Origin of the sequence: Moorena sp. SIO3A2, from assembly GCF_010672265.1 — a bacterium.
GTDB classification, from domain to species: Bacteria; Cyanobacteriota; Cyanobacteriia; order Cyanobacteriales; family Coleofasciculaceae; genus Moorena; species Moorena producens.
In genome coordinates this window covers 1-22,045 of sequence record NZ_JAAHHC010000043.1, presented here as the reverse complement: position 1 = coordinate 22,045, position 22,045 = coordinate 1, and the positions used below count along the sequence as shown (strand labels likewise).

The following is a 22,045-nucleotide window of genomic DNA, read 5'->3' as shown; positions in this document are numbered from 1 at the left end:
GCATATGCGCTACGCGCACGCGATCGCGTTCAGCCGTCAGCCCTCAGCTATCAGCCCTCAGCTATCAGCCCTCAGCTATCAGCCAAAGGCCTATGGCCAACGGCTGACCCCTAACTACTGTTCGCTTAGCCTGTGCGTAGGGCATATGGTTAGATGGGATTTTCCTCAGACTTTCAACTCTGATTCATCTCGAACTATTAGGTGCGACCCGTGGCGAATTTAATAATTAGATGCGGAAAGCGCACCTTTAAATTCTCCTGAGGTTTATTTTAAGCATTAGGCTGACAGCTGACAGCTGACGGCTGAATGCTTAAGTTTTTTCTTTCATCATTAGTTTTTACTTTCATCATTTAATCTTTTAGCTAACTTTACTGACTCTTCAAAATCAAATCCAGGAATGTTTGATTAACTATTGATAGTAGTTTTTTAGGTCAATCCTGATGAAATTAACTGACATTAGTGCTTCTTTAGTACTCCTGGGAGCGATCGCAGTTACTCCAGCTTATGGAGCCTCCGTATCATTCAGTCCGACTGGGTCACAATTAGACAAGGATGCCATCAATGACCTTCAAGTCAATGTTGATGACACCATTGATTTCTCTTTCGTGTTAGATACTAGCGGTCTCACCGCTAATTTACAATCATTAGACATTCTTGTACAACAAGATTCTACTGAGCTTGTTACTCTAGAAGGATTTAGGACAGATGCAGATCAAGCTGCCTTTTCAGAGTTTACATTCAGCCCAGTAGAAAACCCACCCTTGGGGATATCTACAGCACTTTTTCAACGTAGTGATTCAATTGGAGTTTCTCCAGACTCTATCCTAGAGATAGTTGGGACAACTGACCAAGTACTGCCTGGGTTTAAGAATGATGGATTGCCTGACTTAGTAGTTACCGTTACCTCGGCAATTGATGCTAATGGTATAGACGTAACCAGTCTATTTCAACCAGCTAGCCAAGGTCTTGATCTTCAGCCCGCCCCTGTTCCTGAAACCACATCAATTTTAGGTTTATTAGGATTAGCTGCTTTGGGGACTAGTTCATTATTAAAGAACTGTTCAAAACGGGTTTAATTGTTTCAGTAGTATTCATAGTTTCAGGTTTTGTGGATGTAAACATTTAGCTGTCAGCGGTCAGCCGTCAGTAGTCAGCCGTCAGTTTATTTTATTCAAAAGCTGTTCGGTGTAGCTTGGCCTAGGGCTAATGGCTGAACGCGATCGCGTGCGCGTAGCGCTTAAGCTGATAGCTGAACGCGATCGCGTGCGCGTAGCGCATTAGCTGATAGCTTACAATCACTCCCGACTCCCGACTCCCTCGGTGCGCTTACAGTCGTCGAATTAAATTCGCCACGGGTCGCACCGCTCCCGACTCCCTAGAATTAATTAGATGATGCTACGGATTTATTAGCAGCGTGAGCTTCTACCATCCGGGAAATATCAGGATTATAGAGTCGCAAATAATTCCAATAATTACCAAACACTGTTTTCACGTAACCTTTGGTTTCTCGAAAGGGGATTTTTTCAATAAAGGCGTCGGGGTCACTAAAACCGTATCTATTCACCCATTTGGAGACATTACCGGGACCAGCATTGTAACTGGCAACGGCTAATAAAGAGTTGTTACTGTTCTGTTGGTGGGTAAAGCTGAGATACCATGTCCCCAATTTAATGTTGTCATCAGGATTTTTAAGATTGTATTGTTTCAACTGGATTTTTTGGGCAACCCAACTACCTGTTCCTGGCATCACTTGCATTAAACCCATGGCACCAGCAACGGAACGGATTTCTGGTTCAAATCTAGACTCTTGGCGAATTAAGGCAGTTACTAGTAAGGGATTAAGCTGCCGTTGACCAGACCAGTTAAGAATTGAATTTTGGAAAGGGAAGGGAAATAGAGCATGCCAGTATTTTGGTTCGTCACGCAGTGCTGCCCATTCGGCTTTTTCTTGGGGAGTCTCTCGTCGTTTTAGGCTCCAGACTTGGTTAATGCCTTTGAGATTATCCCCAATCCCTAGGCGCAATACACCATCAGTAAATTGCTCCGAGACACTGAGTTCCTTGCGGTTTCCTAATTCCACTTGCCACAGAGCCCAAGCATCCTGATCTTGACCAAGTTGGTACAGTTCTTTTAGGGTTCCAGAACCGTCTTTTAGTAAGGGTCTAGCTTGGGGTCTGACAACTTTGGGCATTAAGTAGCGCACGGAGGTGAAGTCCCCTACATTCCAGCCTAAATAGTTGGCCGACCGCCATGCATAGTAGGATTCTGGATAACGAGCTAGTACATGTTCAAAGGCAGCTTTGGCATCATTAGGACGCCCGAGCTGACTTGCCCATCGACCTACCCAGAAGCCAGCTTGGGCAGCGATGTCACTATCAGGATTGTTGGTGGTAATCGGTTGCGCCCATTGCCATGCTTCTTGTAGCTGGCCTTTTGCTGCTTTTTTTTGAGCCATTTGCCAACGATAATTAGCCGCAGCATCAGAACTAGCATATTGGGTTAGTACCGACTTACGAGCTTGGCCAGCAGACACTTTGCTGTTGAGCTTTTCTAGGATTTTGGCTTTGTCGAGCAAGGCTTGAGGAGCTTCATCGGGATAATTCTGGATGACTTGATCCAGATAAGCTAAGGCTTCTGTTCGCTTAGAGATACTGGCAAGACGCCTTAAGGCTAATCCGGTTTCTTTGGCATTGGGATAGGCGCTGATTAACTGTTCATAAAAGATTTTGCCTTTGCTGGCTTTGGTATCTAAATGAAGTCCTCGACCTGCTCGGTAGAGATTGCGGGGAGTGCGGGGGGCTTGGGCGTAGGCTTTACCAGCTTTGCCATATTTCCAGGTTTCCCAGTAACCAGTGCCAATCATTTCCCAGTCTTCGGGGGTGAGTTGCTCAGGGTACTTGTCAACGATCCGGTCTCGGATCTCCTGCATTCCTAAGGCTTTAGGAGTGTGCTTGGCTAAGATTAATAGTAATGGGAGTTGGTTGGGATTGTTTTTGAGGCGCTGTCGGACAATTTCTAGAGTACGGGGATGGCTGGGATATTTTGCGATCGCATCGTCCCAGTACTTGGGATTAGATTTGCCTAGATGATAAAGGGCTTCTGCTGCAACTGCTTGGTTGGGGTACTTTTTCAGGATAGTTTGCCAAACTCCTGTAGCCGATTCCCTATCCCCCATGGCTTGGTAAGCTTGAGCACGTTTGAGGGCAACGTGGGATGCTAAAACCGGATAATCTGACTCAAGCCCTTCGAGATGCTTTAGGGCTTGTTCTGGCTGATTTTGTTGAATTAAATCCGATGCCAACAGATAACGGGCGCGATACTGTTCCCGAGACTTCGGACCGGAGGCAAAGGCATCTAGGTTAGTTGCTCGTTGTTGAGGTGGCAGGGAAACCAGCCGTGCTACAGCGGATTTGCCTGTTGACTCCGTTAACCCTTGGTTAGCAGTCTTGTTTTCCTCTCTTTCCTCTAGTTGATTCGCTACGGTGACACCTAAGAATACAGCTCCCAGGCACACTGATACCAATAGCACTATGGCTCCAGCCAATAAACGAAATTGCTGTCTACGCTCTTTTAACATATATCCTCACCCAACACAGTTGCTGCAGTTGAAAGTCTCTTAGCATATGACCCATCACCAGGGTAATCTGGTTTCCCTCTTGAGTTATAAACCATAATATAAAGTTCTTGACTAAGAACCTGGAACCGGACGTAGTCAGATTTGGTCAGAATTAGTCAGACTTAACAGAGCACGAAGCCAGCAATAAGTAGATAATTAGATAACTATAATAACTATTATGATAACTATATTTTTTTAACCCTGATGAGGCACATTTTTGCCACCCTTAGCGCGCCCCATTCCATATCTTAGAACTAGGTTACCTTTAAATTGTGACGATTTATGGTACGATTGCCAATAATTTTGTTATTTAGGAAAGGGAACAGGGAGTCGGGAGTCGGGACTCGGGAGTCGGGAGTCGGGAATATAGAGTCAAAAATTATCACAATTCATTAGTCAGAGTTGGCAGTTGATCACAAGAGTGAACTTGAAAAGAAGTCATGACTGAAACCACCGTTGATCAGATTCGATTCACTACTACAGACCTAGATCTTTTACCAGAGGACGGTAATAGATATGAAGTTATCGATGGAGACCTGTTTGTGACCAGATCCCGCCATTGGAACCACAACAAGGTGGTGGGAAGACTATACAATGCCCTTGATTCCTGGTCTTTAAGTGATAAGGGCTATGGTGAAGCTGTCCTAGTTCCAGGTATTGTTTTTGACCAAGAAAATGCTGTGGAACCTGATGCTGTCTGGGTTTGCGACAAGAATCGCTTGCCACAGATGCTGGATGAAGCAGGCCATTTAACTGAAGCGCCAGACCTGATCATAGAGTCTTTATCATCAGGAACTCAACATGAGCGTCGTGACCGAGAGGTAAAACTGAAACTCTATTCAGTGCGGGGGGTTCGGGAATACTGGATTGTGGATTGGCGCACTACTAAAGTTGAGGTTTATCGACGAAAAAATGCCAAGCTTACCCTAGTCGAGACTCTGTTTCCTGGAGATATACTGCGATCGCATTTGCTTCCTGGTTTTGAGTTGCAGCTCCAGATTGTGTTTTTGTAACCATCCTAAACTACCCTATGCTATTTAATTATAGTTTATTTTGTCATTCTATAATACTATTTTTTTTAGCCAATACAGCTAAACTAAGGAATACTATTAATCCACCAATCAAAATACTCAGAGTAAACCAAGCCAAACCACCAGTTGGTTGGATAACTAATAAGGCTCCAATAAATTGAGCTAGCAAAATAAAATAGAGAACATTAGTAATAAAATTTCGAGAGCGATTGCTAATGAAATATGCTCCTAGGGGAGCACCTAAAATAACCACAGGGATGCCAACTAACCAGTAGTGAAATTCTTGAATTCCAAAATCATGAAGAAAGAAAAGATGCCAAACAAATCCTACAATACTATTTCCCGCCATGAGGCAGACGCTTGTAGGAGTAGCAACTTTTTCTGACAGGCGATATCGAATTGTCACCACTGAAAAAGTTAAAATGTCAATTCCACTTCCCACAATTGAAACTACTATTCCCCCTAGGAAGCCCAAAAAAATAAAAAGTTTTCTTTCTCCTGATGAAAGAGGTGGAAGTTTCTCGACAACTGAGCGAGATCTGTTCATATTTAAATAAAAAAGAGCTATGCCAAAACTTAACCATAGAGAAACAAAGAACATTTTGGCATAGGGAGGGGAAATCAGAGGAGCAATATAGTAACTTCCTAAAATAACTCCGCCAACTCCTCCCCAACTACATAATAATAAATAGTTTTTTTGAATGGGTATTTTTCTCGTCAAAATCAGATAGGTGGCTGAGGTCATGCCAATACTTTGAATCGCCAAACTGAAATTACGCGCTACTTCTGGTTCAATCTGAAAAATTAGGGTCATAATGGGGAAAGCAACAGCCCCACCTCCCTCCGCTGTAGCACCAGCGATAAAAGAGGCAAACATCATGGTCACGGACATGAACCAATTTTGGATAAATAAATCCCATTGATTGGTATGTACCATATAGGTTAGCCAGACAGTAAAAATTGCTGCCATTGGAGCTATTTGATGGGATTTAAAATTTAGATTTTTCATAAATAAAATTGTGATTATTTTATTATCGATCTAGCAGTTTTAAATTGGGTGAGGTACAAATTATTTGGTTTTAGGGAACAGGGAAGACAGATAAGAAACCCACCCCTAAGGCCTCCCAGGAGGGGAAGAGGGAGCAGGGAAAAAATCCTGTGTACCTCAGCTGCGAGCCATGGCGAATTTAATTATTAATGGGTAAAGGGCACCTAATAGTTAGGAAAAACGTTGCCAACAAAGCCTTATTTACAGACATAAAAAAATTGATTTTAAACGTCGATTTTAAATATCCTTTAATCAATGATATCACAATTACCATCCCACTCTTTGGGACAAAATATTTTTTATTTATTGATTCAGTTAATGTCTTGATAATTAGTGTAGACTATTGTTCAGCAATATTTGCAATTAAGTCAGTTTCAAGTTCTGGTAGCTCTTCTTGTAATGACTCTTGAATAATCTGATTCAAACGAGAGTTAAATATGTCTAATACTTCTGAAGTATAAATGTATTTTAGCAATAAATCCATGACCTATTCCTACTTAATAATAAGGGGTTTACAACTGGCTAATTAGGTTCACATTTGACTAATTAATTGCTATTAATTGAAGCTTCTGGGATAAAGTATTATGCTTTTTGAGAGTCCTAAGAGCGTGTTTAATAATCCAACTTGTTTCCTTGGTTGGAGATTCTTTTCGCCACCGCAAACAGGTATTGATTACCCAATCTGGAGTAGATTTGCTGGCATCATTCAACCAGTTACCAACCGAACGCTGCACATAATTACTGGGGTCTGAACGAACAAATTCTAATATGGTCAAACCTGGATCGGGGTTTTTCTTCAAAGTCGGAATATGTTTACACCAAACGCCACGAGGACGAGTAGCTTCTACCGCACAGCGTCGAATATTGGGGTCTTCATCTTTCACCCACTCTGTTAGTAACTCGAAGCTATAAGCTAAATCATCCACAAGATAAGAGCGAAGGGCATCCCAAGCGCATTCTCTGACAGAGAAACTACCATCAGTGGCGAACCTACGCATTATTTCTAACCTCTCGGGTAAGGATAAAGTCTCGTCAGCGGCTATACTAAAAGCAGCCCAAGCTCTAACCATGTCAGAAGTATGACTAGCCAACCTTTCAAAAATTTCTGTTCGGTTTTCTTCTTCTAGAGCCTGAAAGAGTATTGTGCCAATGCCTTTTAGTCGCTTGGTAATGCCTTGGTCTTGAAGTTTCAAGCTCTGATCATACAAGTGATCAATTTGTTCTTCCCAACCTATTTCTGTAAGACTAGTCCGAAGCAGAAAAGGCATATCAATGGCTAACCATTCGACGAGATTGACGGTCTCAATTTTTCCTTGATTGAGTGCCGATAAAACTTCATTAGGAATTTCAGAACGCTTCCTTGCTCCTTTTCTCGCTTTTAGCCTTTCAAGTTCAACTGTGTGCATAATAAACAGTTGCTTTTTTAATATCTTGCATCACAATAAAGTAGGGTGGGCAAAGTGCTATTATCTAGAATTATCAAAAAAAAATAAACTGTCTTTGCCCACCCTACAACCTTCCTATATCCAATAAGGTACAAATTGATCCCCCTAAATCCCCCTTAATAAGGGGGACTTTGAGGTTGAGGAGCGTACCTCATAACTGCGATAAACGCTATAAAGTAGGGTGGGCAAAGTGCTATTATCTAGAATTATCAAAAGAACCAAACGGTTTTTGCCCACCCGACAAGCTGACGGCTGACCGCTGAATGCTTAGAATAGAAAGTAGGGTGGGCAAAGTGCTATTATCTAGAATTATCAAAATAAATAAACGGTCTTTGCCCACCCTACAACCTTATCATTTTGATACCCGATGAATAATGCGATACACAATTAACCCAGCGATCACACCAACTACCACATGAAATAGCACAAACACGACACTGTAAGTCAAGCAAGGTGTAAAACCAGCGGTGGGGCAATCTAAGGATTGTTTAGGGTCTAGTTGGGCGATAATAGACTCTACCGGTTTACCAGCAGCTTGGGAAGAAATACCACTGACCGCTAAACCAATACCCACCGAGGCAATCCAACGTTCTAATCGTTTCTCTTGTTGTGCTTGTTCAGTCTCCACAATGCCTCGGATACTACCAAGCATCTGGTCAAATAATTGCTGACCCGGTTTGAGATAATTGAGGTTGACTTGAATCTGATTTTGAAACAGCTTGGTTCTTTGGTTGAGGAAGTATTCCAAAAACTCGATATTATCGTCTTTGAGACTATATTCGCGGATTTTTTCTAGCCAGTAGTCATAGTTGGCGGCATTGGTAGCGATCGCAGTGTTGTGATCCTCCATGTCTCGCAGATAACCAGCATAGTCAAAGGTCTTGGATGGCATCTCGGTCAGTTTTTGCTTCAGTTGCTCTAGCCGTGTTTCTCGCTCTGTTGGCAATTCCTTGAAGCGTTGAACGTCTTGTTCTAGTTGCCCATATAGCTCTCTAGTTTCGCGATAACACCAACGAGATTCATGATAAGCAAACAGGATTTTACTGCGACAGCACAATAGATTGAAAAATGACAAAGACGTCTTTTCAACCAGCTTTAAGGTTTCTGGGTGACGGTTTAAGCAGACCAGAAGGTGACATTGCTCCGTTGGTTTCTCCTTACCGTTGTCATAGGCAAAAATTGGGCTACCAAATAACTGCCCAAATGCGCTAAATTCAGGTTTTTGGTCGGTTCCCTGGAAAAAAGCATCCACACAGGCATCGGCTAACTTTCTATCTTCATCGGGACTGCCCACTGGTTCGCCATAGAGCACTAAGGTTTGTCCCAAAGAAGCTTGAATAGTGCTGGATAGGAGGCACCCTTGGGGATTTAACCGACTAAATTGACTGGCTGCAACGGTGACATTCTGGTAATAGAGGGTTAGGTCAAGGGCATAGGTGTCATGAATTTGTCGGGGATAGACCTCTACTGTTAGGGCAGAGCCTTCTATTTGCAATGGTGGCGTATAGGTTAAGCGACCATTCCCTGGGAGTAAGTCTACGTGATCGCTTGTGATCCCTGTTTGGCTTGGAGGGGATTGTAATTTTTCCGGTAAAGATTTCAGGTCTGGGATAGCTAGGGGTTCGCTGAGGTTAGCACAGTGTTGCCACAACTGATCCGCATCCTGTCGCAACTGTCCCAGTTCTTGGCTGAGGTCTTGCCAGAGATGGAAGGCATAAAGGGTGACGCTGGGGTTTTTGATTGGCAAGGCGGTGTCAGTCATCAGCCTTTGGGATTTTTGGGTTTTTCGGTTTCTTCAGTAGAACTCTTGCGGAGGGCATTAATCAGAGTTTCCTTTAAGTTTTTTTCCTCTTCGGCTTTAGTTTCATCAGTGGGGAAAGTGCCTCCAATTCCCTTCTTATCAATTGTTTTACTAGCAAGTAGAGCTATCAAAGCATTATTAATGTCTGAGTGAGAAGCACACCACCGAGAAATCCCATTGGCTAGCTGTTCCGTATCACTTGGTAATGAAGTAATTAATTCTTCTAGGTCCGTTCGTTCTGAGTCTTTAAACAACTCAGTTTTGGTATCCAGTAGTTGTTTAAAAGCAGATAAAAATAGATAATTTTCAGCTTTCATAGTCTTAACTCCTATTGACCAATCCCACAGAATGCAGCCCAATAAAATGGTGAATTAAAGGGTTTATCGCTGTTATCAAAATTGTGAAGCATAGCCTTACTTACGTATTTCTGAACAAAAGTCGCAGGCAAATTATCAATGTACTCCTCTAATTCTTCTTTGCTGCTATCCCGCAGCCAGAGTTGCGCTTGGTTAAGGGCAACTGCTAAGGACATGTGGTAGTTTAGCAGATTATCATAAAATTTAATCATCAACAACGCTGTCGATAAATCGTTTACCGTCCACAGGCTACTAACTACTGCTGGACTACCCGCAACTAGGAAACCACTGGGTAAACCAATGTATTCATCGCTACTGTTACTAAAGTCGATTAATCCGGTTTCGCAAGCAGAAAGGGTGACAAGGCGACATTGTTCTAATTTTAGGGCAAAAATTTCCCCTAAGGTAAGAAATCCATCTTCTGTAGTTTTGTCTTGGACTACCTGTTCTGTTTTAGTTTCCGCTAAAAGGAGTGCTGATTCTACAGGTGATTCTGAGTTGAAGTAACCATGACAGGAAAAGTGGCAACAGTGGGCTGTTGTCAAGTTCTGATTTACTTTGACAGCAGCTTCCTTTGCGTCTTGGCTGGCTAAGACTTCAGCATCCTGGAAAAATGATTTAATCACTTCTACTTCTAGGTTAGTGTAAACTAAATCATCAGTAGGGTTTTGAACCGCAAACAACTGGGTAAAGTCCGGGCGTTTTCTGGTTTGAACAAGTTGGAGTAGTTGACAGCTAGGGGCATAACTTACCCCTGCTGGAAAGCGATCGATCAGAATTTTATATTTACCTTCTCCCTGCTGACTGTTGATAGGTAAAGCATGAAGGGGGAACAAATGTAAATACTGATGGGGGATTAAAATTAAGCGATCGCACTCTGGGGGGATTTGCTCAATGATGTCATCAATGTGTATAATTTTTGCAAGCAAATGTAGACGGGTAGTCAGGCGACGTTGCCAATGGTATTTTTTGTTGTAGTAGGCTCTGAGATACCCATTTACCGATTTTTGAAATTTTTTGAAGTCTTGTGGTTCAGATTGCCAAACTATGGGTTGTTGAGTTTCGCTGGTAAAGATGAAAGTGAGCAGCTTATCCCCTGTAATGTAAAATTCTACAATGGCAGTATGGTGATCCAGCTTCTGCTGAAATTGCTCAAACTTAAAGCTAGAACCGATAGGTAAATATTGCTCTTGTAATTCATTCCGCTGCTGTCGCAATTCTTGAAGATGTTGTGCTAATACTTTTGGATTCTCAGCTTTACCCTGTTGGATTTTATCCTGACCTGCCGCTATTTCATCCCTGTATTGTTGTAGTTGAGTAGCAACATCTACAGGAAAGATAGTTTTCAGGTCACGGCTGATAATCTTTTCAACTAAATTGCCGGTTTTGCTCCGTTCAACATATTCAATGGCTGCGGTGATCTTAGTTAAGTCTAGGCAAGTTTCTACCATGCCTCGATAGACTCTATTCCATTTTTCAGCTAGTTTGGTCTTGTAGTCTTCTACTCCAGAACCATAAATAATTTCATCTCGCAGGAATTCTACGGTTTTAATGGCAGCATCAAAAGCCTTGTAAGCTTCAGGGAAATTTTGAGCATCTTGGTAAGCAAAACCGAGATTGTTTTGAGTCAATGCCCATTTTTTTGGAAAAGCTTTACGGGTGAAAACGTCTTTTGCCAATTGGTAGCAAGCGATGGCATCTTCTAGATTTTGTGCCTTCTGACCTGTGATTCTGTTAAAGTAAGCACCACCGAGATTGATTTGAATCGTTGCCCATTCAATAGGAAAAGGTTCACGGGTGCGTACTTCTAAAGCCAATTGGTAGCAAGCGATGGCATCTTCTAGGTTTTGTGCTTTATCCCCTGTGATTCGCTCAGAGTAAGCACTACCGAGATTGTTTTGAGTCATTGCCCAATCAATAGGAAAAGCTTCACGGGTGCTTACTTCTAAAGCGGATTGGTAGCAAGCGATTGACCGTAGGTCACGCTACGCGAACGCATCTTCGAGGTTTTGTGCTTTATCCCCTGTGATTCTGTCAGAGTAAGCATTACCGAGATTGTTTTGAGTGGTTGCCCAATCAATGGGAAACCCTTGACGGGTGCGTACTTCTAAAGCGGATTGGTAGCAAGCGATTGACCGTAGGTCACGCTACGCGAACGCATCTTCGAGGTTTTGTGCTTTATCCCCTGTGATTCGCTCAGAGTAAGCACTACCGAGATTGTTTTGAGTCGATGCCCAATCAATGGGAAAAGCTTCACGGGTGAAAACTGATAAAGCGGATTGGTAGCAAGCGATTGACCGTAGGTCACGCTACGCGAACGCATCTTCGAGGTTTTGTGCTTTATCCCCTGTGATTCTGTTACGGTAAGCATTACCGAGATTGTTTTGAGTACCTGCCCAATTAATAGGAAAAGCTTCACGGGTGCTTACTTCTAAAGCCAATTGGTAGCAAGCGATTGACCGTAGGTCACGCTACGCGAACGCTTCTTCGAGGTTTTGTGCTTTCTGATCTGTGATTCGCTCAGAGTAAGCATTACCGAGATTGTTTTGAGTCATTGCCCAATCAATAGGAAAAGCTTCACGGGTGAAAACTGATAAAGCCAATTGGTAGCAAGCGATCGCATCTTCTAGGTTTTGTGCTTTCTGATCTGTAATTCTTTCTAAGTAAGCATTACCGAGATTGTTTTGAGTCATTGCCCAATCAATAGGAAAAGCTTCACGGGTGCGTACTTCTAAAGCCAATTGGTAGCAAGCGATTGACCGTAGGTCACGCTACGCGAACGCATTTTCGAGGTTTTGTGCTTTATCCCCTGTGATTCTGTTTGAGTAAGCAAGACCGAGATTGTTTTGAGTCGATGCCCAATCAATGGGAAAAGCTTGACGGGTGCTTACTTCTAAAGCGGATTGGGAGCAAGCGATGGCATCTTCGAGGTTTTGTGCTTTATCCCCTGTGATTCTGTAATAGTAAGCAATACCGAGATTGTATTGAGTCAATGCCCATTTAATAGGAAACCCTTCACGGGTGAAAACAGTTAGTGCCACTTCATAGCCAGTGATGGCAATTTCAATATTTTTAGCTTTGTCACCCAAGGGGAATTGCTGAATTAGATTGCTGAAATTGACAATAACTGCTGCTAGGGATTCCGCTTCATCTGCTTCCGCTTCCGCCAGGGCAGTTGTTCCCAAAGCCCGCAATAATTCTGCTAACTTCTGATTAAGTTTGTCTGTATTGTCTGCCAGTAATGGGTAAACTACCTGGGCGTCACCACTACTGTCTGCGGTTGCTAGTAGTACCTCTAAGAGAAAGTCAAGTTGGGCATCAGATCTGTTGCGATTCACCCCCATCAACCGCTCTACAAGAGTTATTACAAAATTAGACAACCGCTTGACAATATTCATTACAAAATTCAACTAATTTAAATCGCCCTGGATTCGCAAATTTTCCGCCACTGCCAGCATTGTCTGCTGCAATCCCGTATCAACCAAATCCCGGTAGCTATTCAAAATATGAGAGACTTCTTGATCATTAGACTCCGCGAGTAGTTGGTCAATCAACTTTCGATAGGCTTGGAGGCGTTCTTCGTTCATGGGAGTGACAGGTCAGTCAATATACTATTTCTATTTGAGTTGTGAACGGAATCTCTTAGGGAAAGCCAAGAGGCAAGAGGCAAGAAGCAAGATTTAATAATTTATAGCATTTATCAATAAATCATGACAATCAATCTTAATTTATCGTAACACCAAACACTCCTCGGATATCTTGACACTGCTCCGAAGTCCCTACTCCCTACGGTGCGCTTTCCGTAGGCGAATTAAATTCGCCACGGGTCGCACCGCTCCCTAAACACTAAGAGACAAAATTTCACCCACTTTATAATCCCAAATATCAGATACCTCAATCTTCAGTTGATAATTAGAATCAAAGTAACTATCGATATACTCAGCAGGTATAATTATTTTCGTCTTATACTCACTTACTGTTGGATGATACCCAAAGGGAATACACTCAAAATGAGTTTTATCCCGGTCAAGGTTATCCAATTTTTTGGTTTTCGTTGGATCCATTCCCTCCCGGAGAGTTAAATCAACAACGTGAGATTTAACCGCCATTTCCGTACTACGATCAATAATCTTAATTTCAACTCGATTAAGCAGAGGTTGCTCCCGGTGTATTGCATATTCCAGCACCACAGGATTTCCTGGTACACAGCTACCAACCTGAGTTAACGATGGTGAAGCAGCTGGAGCGTGGGGTTGGTAGAGTAGCATTGGGTGAATATGTGGATCGAACCCCCATTGAGTCACCTTAGGATTTGCTAATTGATATTCTAAAGAATTATTAGTACCTATCCTAATCTCAAAATGCAAATGAACCACATTAGTTTCTCCACTTTTTCCCATTTTGCCGATTAACTGACCAGCACTAATCGCTTCTCCATGTTTTCCTTGTTTCCAATCACTAACAATCGGCAAACTGCTGTCTTTGTCGAGATGACAATACCACGTATAAAAATACTTGACTGTTTTGCCATGGTAAGTAAACGGTGTCGGAAACTGATGACTGAGCATCACCGTAAAACCAGCACCAGAGTATTCCCGGTATCCCCAAAAAACCCCGTCATAGGCAGCAATAATATCATCATCACCAGCCTGACCATCCATTTCTCCAATATCAATACCACGGTGAAAGTCTGAGGAGACAGAATCGATTTCTGTACGACACATAAACGTCGATCCAATATGACGGAAATCTTTACCAGCCACAGGAAATACTGTCTGGTCGTGCAAAGATTTCATTGCTGCCTTAAGAGCATCATAGTTAGGATTGTTGGACATAATTTTAACATTAAATAAGGAACAGGGAACAGGGAACAGGGAGTAGGGAGTAGGGAGTAGTGCGTAGGGTGCGTTAGGGGCGGACTTGCCCTTATTTTTGGCCTCGTAGCCAGGGTTGGTATAGTCCGCCCCGTAACGCACCACTGGGTCTGGAACTTGCTGCATAATTAAAATTATACCAAAAAAAATGATATTAAAAAATAAAATTATCTAGCCTATTATCGGTCAAATAACTTTTTTAATTAACCCTAAAACTTCCCAAAAAAACTTTCTTAAAAACCTTGACAAATAATTTTATAATCATTACAATAATCAATATAAACCAAGTTGAACTTTTTCACTATGTCAGACAACTTTACTCGCAACTTCAAGAAACAACCTACTCAGCACACTCTCAAAGGTCCTCGTCAATCAGTAATCCATAGTATGCAGATGCTTTATGCCCTAGGCTATGCGGAGATTGCGGAGTGGACGCCTCTAGAACCGACCGATATTCCAGGTGAAGTGATGACTACTATGACCAAGTATTGGTTGTTGCCATAACACCTTGTCTTGATGCAGTCGCTCATGGGGGAAACCCCCAAGACCGCGCTGCATCGCTAAAATTCTGGGGGGTTTTCCCCCCCGGGGGCCTTGGGTTTCGGAAATTTCTGACATATGTGATTGACATAGCCGTGGATAGTATTTCTACGGCTATTTTTTTAGGAAATTAAGAATTTAGAATTTAGAATTGGGAATTAAGAATTGAGAATTGGGAATCGGGAATCGGGAATCGGGAATCGGGAATCGGGAATTGGGAATCGGGAATGGAATACTTATGGTTTAGTAATTTTGGATCACAACATCATCAAAGGATGATAAAATTATTAGTTATAGGGTTTATAGGATTTATGAGGTACGCTTCTCAACCTCAAAGTCCCCCGAGCGAGCAATCCCTCGCTCGGGGGATTTAGGGGGATACCTTTGTACCTGATGGCATAGAGAATTGCTATATAATGAGCTAATAAGCTAATACAGCGTTTTCCATAACTAAGAGGTACATAGGATTTTTTACCTATTACCTATTACCTATTACCTATTACCTATTGCCTATTACCTATTGCCTCTTGCCTCTTGCCTATTGCCTTTTACCTCTTACCTGCTCCCTACTCCCTACTCCCTACTCCCTACTCCCAATTCTAAATTCTAAATTCTAAATTCTTAATTCTAACAATCGCGATCGCTTACCACTCCATCAGGTAAAATTGTATTGCACAGTTCCATAGTTTCCCAGGGAATAGTTTCCCCATCAATTCCCTTAAAACTTGCTCCCTTTACGTTCGTTCCCTTGAAGTTAACCTCTTTGAAAGTAGCCGCTGTTGAAAACGATGTTATTGAATTTGTTTTGAACGTACATTCCACAGGACCGAAACAAGCTCTTTCCAGCACAGCCTTTTCAAGGTTAGTTTGGTCTAGAATTGCTCCCCCAAGATAAGTATCAGATAGGTTAGCGTTGGTGAAGTTAGTAAAATTTAGATTAGCCCCTTTTAAATTAGCTCCCTGTAAATTAGCTTTCCTCAAATTAGCTCCTGCTAAACTTGCTCCCTGCAAATTAGCCCCCTTCAGTATTGCTCCTTCCAACCGACTGTTGCTTAAATCAGCATTAGCTAGATTAGCTCCTTCTAAATGAGCATAGGCCAAATTAGCACTCTGTAAATGTCCATTACTGATTTGGGCAGCTTGAAACTTACCACCTTGGAGATTAGCGTAATCTAGATCAGCCTCAATCAGGTTTGCTCCCTTGAAATTTGCTACCATTAAATCAGCATATTGTAGGCTAGCATTGCTCAGATTAGCATTCCTAAAATCAGCATACTGAAGCTTAGAATTTTGCCATTGACTTTTCTCACAATTTGCTCCCTCAAAGTTAGTGCCTTTGCCATGAATATGTTGCAAATTTGCTCCTTCTAGCTCAGCAAAATGAAAATTGAGCCCCTGTAGATGTACCCCCTCTAATACACAAGCTGAACACTCACCCCTCTCTAGCAGATACTGTAGATCCGGAGGTTGAGGGTAATTTAATTTAGCGATCGCACTCCCTAAACTCAGAAATCCTGCCAAAGCTAACAGTAACAGTAACTGCTTCATTTTAGTTATCCTTTTTATAGAAAATATTTTGAGTTGTGAACATAGGATTGATGGTAAAAGGGAGCAGGGAGCAGGGAGCAGGGAGCAGTGAGCAGTGAATAAGGAATCGGGAATAGTGTCAAGATATCCGATAATTTTTTAGTATTATGATAAAGCAATGCAGCACTTTTGAAATTAGCAAAAAATTATAATAAACTTCCCACACTTCCCACACTCCCCACACTCCCTACTCCCTACTCCCTACTCCCTACTCCCTACTCCCTACTCCCTACTCCCTACTCCCTACTCCCTTTCCTATATATTATTTGCTAATACATGAATAACAATTGCCACCAAACCAATAAGCGTCATATACTTTACCCCTCCTTGTTTCCAATACAGTAGGGCATCATTCACCAAGGATATCATAGCAATTACAACTAATAAATTTAAGCCCCGGAAGGGAACTAATGTCGGATTAACTAGCAGTACTAATAATTCCACACCCCAAACATAGACTACACTCATAAATAACACTAAACTATAACGATTAAGTCCTATGATCAGGCTATAGCGAGAAATAAACCAACTTAACGTACCAACTAACAGGCATCCCAGCAAAAAAGCCACCGCACTAAGGGGTTCCATTAACAAAGCAGCAGCAGCGGAAAGCACAATATAACCACCGGATCGTACTGATGACTTTTGGTAAATCCAGTAACCTAAGAGCAGTACTATCCCAAATTGAAACATCGGATAATTGAACTCAATATCCAGTTGATCGGCATAGGCAGGATGAACAATATTAAAATCGAGATCGAGCCAAGACCAACCCAGCCAATAAATTGTCGCCACTATTCCCCCTGTAAATAGGGTAGTGATACCAATACCTTGTAGAACCTTCAACCGCTTCTGTTTAAGCCAACTAAAGGCAATGATAGCGGGGAGCAAACTACCGGTCAGACTATCCTGGGATAATTCCATCCAGCCTAAGCTGTCGTATAGGATGGCAATCGGATAAACTGAAAATAGGGATATCATTGCCAAAATATACATTGGTGTTCGAGGTTTGGACGATTGTTTAAAGTAGCATTGATAAAAAGCATATAAAACAAACGCCAATCCAATTAAGCTAATCCCCCACATGGGCGACAAGATTAGGCTTACCACTAAAAGCCCTGGAACAATAATTCCCCCTGGGATTACCCCTTCAGTTTTTTTGTAATGAAGGGCTGAATAAGCCCCAATCAGCAAGGCTAAACGAGTGATTTCTGACGTATTGATGGTTTCGAACATACTTTTTGTTTGGTTCTTTTCTGTTTGAATCGTTTCTGTTTGAGTCGTTTCTGTTTGAGTCGTTTCTGTTGGTTCCTTTGCTGTTTGTTCTTTTTCTGTTTCGGTTTTGGTACTGCTTCCAATTTTGCAGCCTGGACTAAGGTTTGGAATAAACTTAAGAGTTCTTGGGCTTGAGGAGTATGGATATTGACAGCTCCCACCAACAGAATCTTTGGCTCCTTTATGGTTTCGGTAATTTGGGTTAGTAAGGTCGTCCCAGGAGCATCCTTAAAAGGAGTAGAGTCACCCAGTAACACTAAACGTTCTGGTTCACTAGCGAATAACTTCTGTACTTCCGCTTCGCAGCTTCCGATGGTAACCACTCGATCAAAGCTCAAGCTCTTAGCAAGATTGGCGAATAACGCTACTCGTGGTAGTCGATCGGAACGGTTGTTGAGTAAAACCACTTTGGCGTGGTCAGGATATTGGTTAAAAATGCGATCGCAAAGTAAATTAAAGCTTTCCCTGTCATTGACCGCAAACAAGTTAGCCCAAACGATGCCAGTATCTCGCCAATTAAAGGATTCCAGTTTCAGAGCACTCTCATCATTGAGAGTCTGCCACATAGCCTGAACCGCCCGTTTACGAGGAACTCCCAATAGCTTTCCTACTTCTAGTGCGATCGCAACATTATCTTCTATAGCCACAGCACTAAATCCTTTCAGGTCTTCAGCCATCACGTCACTAGCATTAGCTGCAATCAATTTAGCGCCCCTTTGTTTAGCTTCCCTGTTGAGAATATCCAGTAATACAGGATTTGATTCAGCCGTGATCACAATACCATTTTCAGGAATAGTCACTGCTAGGGAATGGGCAATTTCTTCCAGAGTTTCCCCTAAATATTCTGGATGGTCGTAGCGAACATTAGTAATGATGCTAACGTGAGAGCGCATCACTTTTTTTTCCAGCCATTCCGCATAGACTGGGTTAATCGCCATACATTCCATCACCACCGCTTCTACCTGCTGGCGAAAAAAATAGCGCATCACTGCCACTTGCTCGTTAACATTGGCATAGCCTTTTCGCGGCCAAATAGACTCTTTACCATTGGGATGGAGAATATGGGTAGTGCTACCAGTAATCTTGCCAAACGTTTTATACCCTGCTGCCCTAACAACTGCTGCCACATAGCGGGTCACCGTGGACTTACCTCGAATGCCATTAACATGAACCCGATACAGAATTTGATCCCGTTTTTGACGAAATTGCCAATAGGAAACAAGTAAATATAAAATGTAGACTACCAAGCTGGCTAGAGTCAGTAAAAAAGGCAAAGCCTCCTTGAACATCTCAAACTTAAGCCTCCCAATGATTCACTACCAATATTTAAGACTGAGGCTGAAAAGCTCGAAAGGTTAGGTGCAGTTTCACTAGACCAGAGGTCCCAGTCAACCGTAAAAAGTCAAGGGCATGAGGCACCGAAAGCTGAATCGGATTGTTCAGATAATGGGGCTTTTCCCAACTGACACAGGCAAAGTCATCGAACATTGCTAGCCCCTTTCCTTCTTGGGGAGGATAGTGACGCAACCAGAGCATCACAGCACGAGGATTATCTCTTTTAGGATTGGCCACCTGCTCCTTTGGCTTATCCTCAGGCATTGCTAAGTCTACCACAATCCGTTCCCAGTCAAAAGTATGACCAGGGTGAGTAAATACAGTCCTATCCCCAAACCCTTGCTCCCCTTCACTGGCACGATAGCGGACTTTCAGCTCTATCGGACCGGCATTTTCCCCCCGTACATATCCCACCATCGTCAGGTCTTTCTGAGGGCGATCAAGGGCATCTCCAAATACCCGTATCCGATGACGAAAAGGAACCACAGCCACCTCACGATTGCGATGCGATCGCTCTAGACAAATCCCGGTGATACCTCGATAGGCTCCTTGATAACAGGGAAAGGATGTCTTCCCTGTCGTAGATACCCCCCAGCGGTTGAGGTCTTGTTCATTGGAGTCCATGTCCCAATCTTCTGCCTCACCAAACCCCATTAAATCCCGCCCTAAACGGAGTTGAGAGACGTCACCAGCGCTGACTTGCACCTGATATAGAGAGGCTTCACTCGGAGCCAGCCCCCGCAAATCCACTACTCCCCAGCCATCTTGATTGATCATGACCGGAACATCTATACTGTAGTCTTGAATACTGTAGTCTTGAATGCTGACATCAGACCCATCAGCCCCTTCCAGAGAAACCCAGCCCCGATTTAGATAGGGATAAACCAGCACTCCATCCTCAGAAAACTCCCCAATCCTCCGGATAAACCGATTGGCTAGGTCTCCCCCTATCAGTTGAGGACGATAGTCTTCCAAATAAATCGGAATAACCTGGAGCCTCCTCACCTCTTCATCCTCGATATCCACCAAGGCTACCAATTCCAGTAAGGTCTCCAGGCGATCGGAATCAAACACCAAGTTACCAAGGCTATAAAATAAAGGCACACCCTGACGAAACCCTAAGCCTTGAGCCACATGGGGATGGTGTCCCACCACTAGCCCTGCTCCAGCACTCGCCACTTGGTCTATCAGACCCCTCCCATAAGAAGTGGGGGCATAGGTGTATTCAGTACCAGTGTGGACTTGGACAATCGGGAAACGCCCTTGCTCTCGTTCCTGGGCAATTAGGGATTTTACTGTTGCTATGTCCCGCAAGTCTGCTGCACCCCCCTGATGGTCGCTAGCCACAAACTGTAGGGGTTCTCGATAGCGATCGCCTGCAATGGAGGTAAAGGAAAATAGGCTGTAATTGGTATTGCCCAATTGTCGGTGATCGGGTTCCTGGGCTGCATGTGGGGTAAGTCCAGCGCCACTGTAGGCCAGGCCAATAGTTTGTAACTGCTCCAGAGTGGTAGTCAAACCAGAAGCTAAGTAGTCCCAGAGGTGATTATTCCCTAGAGCGACATAATCAACCCCTAGTTTGCGCAGCTGGCGGACTGATTCAGGAAGGGTAAAAAAACTATAGGGTTTCGCCCAGTGGGGGGTCGTCGGGTCATCCAGGACAGGGGTTTCCAGATTGACACTACGAAAATCACTGACCTTAGCTTGGAACAGAGGCTGTAAACCTTCTAACACCTTGGCACTGCCCCGTCTCGGATGGGATGCTTGAATCAGCGCATCAGGGTTATTTTTAGGAATCCGATTGCGGGGGGTATTCTGTTCTGGGTCGAGAAACCGCCTACCCATTGCTACGTCTCCCCCGAACAGAAGCCTGGCCTCCGAATCTGTCCGTTTTACCAGGGCAATCGGCTCTACTTCCACTTCCGAAACTGTCAGGGGTAAGGCCAGAACTAGAGGAATCACTTCCTGGTAATAGTCAGGAGCATCAATTTCCAACAGGGCATTATGACGGGGCATCAACATAAAGCGATACTGCCCTGATGGATTAGTAATTGTTTCTGCTTGCCCTAGGCGAACCGGAATATTACCCAGAGGCATACCCCCCGTTCCCAGGATTGTTCCCTGCACCTGGAGGGGGGTATGGTGATACTGACGGCCTAGATTAATTTCTTGAACGACTAAGGTATTTAACCATTCCCGGAGAGACCAGGCTTGGGCTGATCCAGGGTAAGGCCATAAAGTGAAGCACAGGACTATTACAAAACAACAAACTCCTCCACCTACTGCACGGATAGTGAATTTTCTAGGCCACTTCCTAGGCCATTGCATCAGATTCGCCAGCATCTCCCTTAGTGCTACAATCCACATTTACCACTTCAAAATGTAGTATTTATAATTACAGCAATCAAAAGAAGAATCATGACTAAAAAAACCTCAAATAGAATCTAAAACAATGCCTTTATCATAGTTTAAGCTTGTAGCTGGTAGGGTGGGCAAAAACGTAAGCATTCAGCTGTCAGCCTTCAGTAATCAGCTATCAGCTATCAGCTATCAGTAATCAGCTTATGCCCGTAGCGCAATCGGTGCTTTTAGGCGCGCACCTATAGCGAATTTAATTATTAATGGGTCAAGCGCACCTTTGAATAAAATAAGCTGAAGGCTGACGGCTGACGGCACCTCAAGTAGCGTGGCCTACGGCCAATCACTGACGGCTGACGGCTGATAGCTGAATACTTACGCAAAAACAGTTTGGTTTTTTTTATAATTGTAAATTATATTACTTTTCTCTACCTACTTTAATCACTATTTTGTTTACACGCAAGTCCCTAAAACAATTCCGTGATCACAGTTTCAGGGCGCGGTATTATATCATGATTCGTGACTTAGTACAAAAATAAATATATAACGTTTCTGTCAAACTGGGGTCGTAAGCATTCAGCCGTCAGCCGTCAGTGGTCAGCTTATTGTATTCAAAAGCTGTTCGTAAAGTAGCGTGCCCATAGCGCTAATCGCTGATAGCTGATAGCTGATAGCTGATAGCTGATAGCTGATAGCTGATAGCTGATAGCTGATAGCTGATAGCTGATAGCTGATAGCTGATAGCTGATAGCTGATAGCTGATAGCTGATAGCTGATAG

19 protein-coding genes and 1 pseudogene are annotated in these 22,045 nt (G+C 43.2%); 5 read left to right on the top strand and 15 right to left on the bottom strand.

Going from position 1 to position 22,045, the window contains the following annotated elements:
- The first annotated feature begins 4 nt into the window (after window positions 1-4).
- A complete protein-coding gene (locus F6K64_RS30195; protein ID WP_287251720.1) occupies window positions 5-223 on the top strand; it encodes a hypothetical protein in 219 nt (72 codons plus the stop codon).
- Window positions 224-440: 217 nt separating this feature from the next.
- The gene (locus F6K64_RS30190) at window positions 441-1,076 is read left to right on the top strand and encodes a hypothetical protein (protein WP_008187290.1); all 636 of its coding nucleotides are present in this window, start codon (window positions 441-443) and stop codon (window positions 1,074-1,076) included.
- A 305-nt stretch (window positions 1,077-1,381) separates the two neighbouring features.
- Here F6K64_RS30190 and F6K64_RS30185 read toward each other — a convergent pair whose 3' ends face one another.
- Both F6K64_RS30185 and F6K64_RS30180 read right to left on the bottom strand, forming a co-directional pair.
- Window positions 1,382-3,577, bottom strand: coding sequence for a lytic transglycosylase domain-containing protein (locus tag F6K64_RS30185; RefSeq protein WP_287267321.1), 2,196 nt, complete (start codon window positions 3,575-3,577; stop codon window positions 1,382-1,384).
- Window positions 3,578-3,870: 293 nt separating this feature from the next.
- Window positions 3,871-4,002: a hypothetical protein gene (locus F6K64_RS30180; RefSeq protein WP_287267319.1), complete on the bottom strand. Its 132-nt coding sequence runs from the start codon at window positions 4,000-4,002 to the stop codon at window positions 3,871-3,873.
- Window positions 4,003-4,056: 54 nt separating this feature from the next.
- Between F6K64_RS30180 and F6K64_RS30175 the strand changes: the two genes are divergently transcribed.
- Complete coding sequence (locus F6K64_RS30175; RefSeq protein ID WP_287267318.1) at window positions 4,057-4,629, top strand: Uma2 family endonuclease; 573 nt, start codon at window positions 4,057-4,059, stop codon at window positions 4,627-4,629.
- A 43-nt stretch (window positions 4,630-4,672) separates the two neighbouring features.
- Here F6K64_RS30175 and F6K64_RS30170 read toward each other — a convergent pair whose 3' ends face one another.
- The 8 genes and pseudogenes from F6K64_RS30170 to F6K64_RS30110 all read right to left on the bottom strand — a co-directional run bounded on the left by F6K64_RS30170 (window position 4,673) and on the right by F6K64_RS30110 (window position 14,297).
- The gene (locus tag F6K64_RS30170; RefSeq protein ID WP_008187293.1) at window positions 4,673-5,656 is read right to left on the bottom strand and encodes a sulfite exporter TauE/SafE family protein; all 984 of its coding nucleotides are present in this window, start codon (window positions 5,654-5,656) and stop codon (window positions 4,673-4,675) included.
- 379 nt (window positions 5,657-6,035) lie between these two features.
- Window positions 6,036-6,179, bottom strand: coding sequence for a hypothetical protein (locus tag F6K64_RS30165; RefSeq protein ID WP_008187296.1), 144 nt, complete (start codon window positions 6,177-6,179; stop codon window positions 6,036-6,038).
- Between the two features lie 58 nt (window positions 6,180-6,237).
- Window positions 6,238-7,101, bottom strand: a complete 864-nt coding sequence (locus F6K64_RS30160; RefSeq protein WP_287267317.1) for a DNA alkylation repair protein — start codon at window positions 7,099-7,101, stop codon at window positions 6,238-6,240.
- Window positions 7,102-7,492: 391 nt separating this feature from the next.
- Window positions 7,493-8,902 carry a hypothetical protein gene (locus tag F6K64_RS30155; protein WP_287251714.1) on the bottom strand — a complete coding sequence of 470 codons (1,410 nt, stop codon included), beginning with the start codon at window positions 8,900-8,902 and terminating at the stop codon, window positions 7,493-7,495.
- A complete protein-coding gene (locus F6K64_RS30150) occupies window positions 8,902-9,258 on the bottom strand; it encodes a hypothetical protein (RefSeq protein WP_287251713.1) in 357 nt (118 codons plus the stop codon). The genes F6K64_RS30155 and F6K64_RS30150 overlap by 1 nt, the downstream gene beginning before the upstream one ends.
- A gap of 11 nt (window positions 9,259-9,269) precedes the next feature.
- A pseudogene (locus tag F6K64_RS39195) lies at window positions 9,270-12,641 on the bottom strand (CHAT domain-containing protein).
- 66 nt (window positions 12,642-12,707) lie between these two features.
- Entirely contained in the window at window positions 12,708-12,884 is a 177-nt protein-coding gene (locus F6K64_RS30115; RefSeq protein WP_287267310.1) for a hypothetical protein, read from the bottom strand.
- A 252-nt stretch (window positions 12,885-13,136) separates the two neighbouring features.
- On the bottom strand, window positions 13,137-14,297 hold the full coding sequence (locus tag F6K64_RS30110) for a M23 family metallopeptidase (protein WP_287267308.1): 1,161 nt from the start codon (window positions 14,295-14,297) through the stop codon (window positions 13,137-13,139).
- A gap of 177 nt (window positions 14,298-14,474) precedes the next feature.
- On the opposite strand from F6K64_RS30110, the gene F6K64_RS30105 reads away from it, so the two are divergent.
- Window positions 14,475-14,675 (top strand): hypothetical protein, encoded by a 201-nt coding sequence (locus tag F6K64_RS30105; protein WP_008187318.1) that lies wholly within the window; start codon window positions 14,475-14,477, stop codon window positions 14,673-14,675.
- A gap of 663 nt (window positions 14,676-15,338) precedes the next feature.
- Here the strand turns inward: F6K64_RS30105 and F6K64_RS30100 are convergent.
- Window positions 15,339-16,259, bottom strand: coding sequence for a pentapeptide repeat-containing protein (locus F6K64_RS30100; RefSeq protein WP_287267306.1), 921 nt, complete (start codon window positions 16,257-16,259; stop codon window positions 15,339-15,341).
- Window positions 16,260-16,427: 168 nt separating this feature from the next.
- On the opposite strand from F6K64_RS30100, the gene F6K64_RS30095 reads away from it, so the two are divergent.
- Window positions 16,428-16,571, top strand: coding sequence for a hypothetical protein (locus tag F6K64_RS30095; RefSeq protein ID WP_154659827.1), 144 nt, complete (start codon window positions 16,428-16,430; stop codon window positions 16,569-16,571).
- Here F6K64_RS30095 and F6K64_RS30090 read toward each other — a convergent pair.
- The 4 genes from F6K64_RS30090 to F6K64_RS30075 all read right to left on the bottom strand — a co-directional run bounded on the left by F6K64_RS30090 (window position 16,554) and on the right by F6K64_RS30075 (window position 21,649).
- Window positions 16,554-17,534: a poly-gamma-glutamate biosynthesis protein PgsC/CapC gene (locus F6K64_RS30090; RefSeq protein WP_008185594.1), complete on the bottom strand. Its 981-nt coding sequence runs from the start codon at window positions 17,532-17,534 to the stop codon at window positions 16,554-16,556. The two genes, F6K64_RS30095 and F6K64_RS30090, sit on opposite strands and share 18 nt — an antisense overlap.
- Complete coding sequence (pgsB, locus tag F6K64_RS30085) at window positions 17,495-18,862, bottom strand: poly-gamma-glutamate synthase PgsB (protein WP_287267304.1); 1,368 nt, start codon at window positions 18,860-18,862, stop codon at window positions 17,495-17,497. The genes F6K64_RS30090 and pgsB overlap by 40 nt, the downstream gene beginning before the upstream one ends.
- A 37-nt stretch (window positions 18,863-18,899) precedes the next feature.
- Complete coding sequence (locus tag F6K64_RS30080) at window positions 18,900-21,275, bottom strand: CapA family protein (protein ID WP_008185598.1); 2,376 nt, start codon at window positions 21,273-21,275, stop codon at window positions 18,900-18,902.
- Window positions 21,276-21,526: 251 nt separating this feature from the next.
- Window positions 21,527-21,649, bottom strand: coding sequence for a hypothetical protein (locus tag F6K64_RS30075; RefSeq protein WP_267875691.1), 123 nt, complete (start codon window positions 21,647-21,649; stop codon window positions 21,527-21,529).
- Window positions 21,650-22,045 lie beyond the last annotated feature (396 nt).

What these genes read in the sequence shown, in the direction of transcription:
- F6K64_RS30170 (WP_008187293.1), bottom strand. Translation starts at nt 5,656, where the DNA reads ATGAAAAATCTAAATTTTAAATCCCATCAAATAGCTCCAATGGCAGCA.
- F6K64_RS30090 (WP_008185594.1), bottom strand. Translation starts at nt 17,534, where the DNA reads ATGTTCGAAACCATCAATACGTCAGAAATCACTCGTTTAGCCTTGCTG.
- F6K64_RS30080 (WP_008185598.1), bottom strand. Translation starts at nt 21,275, where the DNA reads ATGTGGATTGTAGCACTAAGGGAGATGCTGGCGAATCTGATGCAATGG.
- F6K64_RS30100 (WP_287267306.1), bottom strand. Translation starts at nt 16,259, where the DNA reads ATGAAGCAGTTACTGTTACTGTTAGCTTTGGCAGGATTTCTGAGTTTA.
- F6K64_RS30105 (WP_008187318.1), top strand. Translation starts at nt 14,475, where the DNA reads ATGTCAGACAACTTTACTCGCAACTTCAAGAAACAACCTACTCAGCAC.
- F6K64_RS30110 (WP_287267308.1), bottom strand. Translation starts at nt 14,297, where the DNA reads ATGCAGCAAGTTCCAGACCCAGTGGTGCGTTACGGGGCGGACTATACC.
- F6K64_RS30155 (WP_287251714.1), bottom strand. Translation starts at nt 8,902, where the DNA reads ATGACTGACACCGCCTTGCCAATCAAAAACCCCAGCGTCACCCTTTAT.
- F6K64_RS30160 (WP_287267317.1), bottom strand. Translation starts at nt 7,101, where the DNA reads ATGCACACAGTTGAACTTGAAAGGCTAAAAGCGAGAAAAGGAGCAAGG.
- F6K64_RS30165 (WP_008187296.1), bottom strand. Translation starts at nt 6,179, where the DNA reads ATGGATTTATTGCTAAAATACATTTATACTTCAGAAGTATTAGACATA.
- F6K64_RS30195 (WP_287251720.1), top strand. Translation starts at nt 5, where the DNA reads ATGCGCTACGCGCACGCGATCGCGTTCAGCCGTCAGCCCTCAGCTATC.
- F6K64_RS30190 (WP_008187290.1), top strand. Translation starts at nt 441, where the DNA reads ATGAAATTAACTGACATTAGTGCTTCTTTAGTACTCCTGGGAGCGATC.
- F6K64_RS30185 (WP_287267321.1), bottom strand. Translation starts at nt 3,577, where the DNA reads ATGTTAAAAGAGCGTAGACAGCAATTTCGTTTATTGGCTGGAGCCATA.
- F6K64_RS30175 (WP_287267318.1), top strand. Translation starts at nt 4,057, where the DNA reads ATGACTGAAACCACCGTTGATCAGATTCGATTCACTACTACAGACCTA.
- F6K64_RS30115 (WP_287267310.1), bottom strand. Translation starts at nt 12,884, where the DNA reads ATGAACGAAGAACGCCTCCAAGCCTATCGAAAGTTGATTGACCAACTA.
- F6K64_RS30150 (WP_287251713.1), bottom strand. Translation starts at nt 9,258, where the DNA reads ATGAAAGCTGAAAATTATCTATTTTTATCTGCTTTTAAACAACTACTG.
- pgsB (WP_287267304.1), bottom strand. Translation starts at nt 18,862, where the DNA reads ATGTTCAAGGAGGCTTTGCCTTTTTTACTGACTCTAGCCAGCTTGGTA.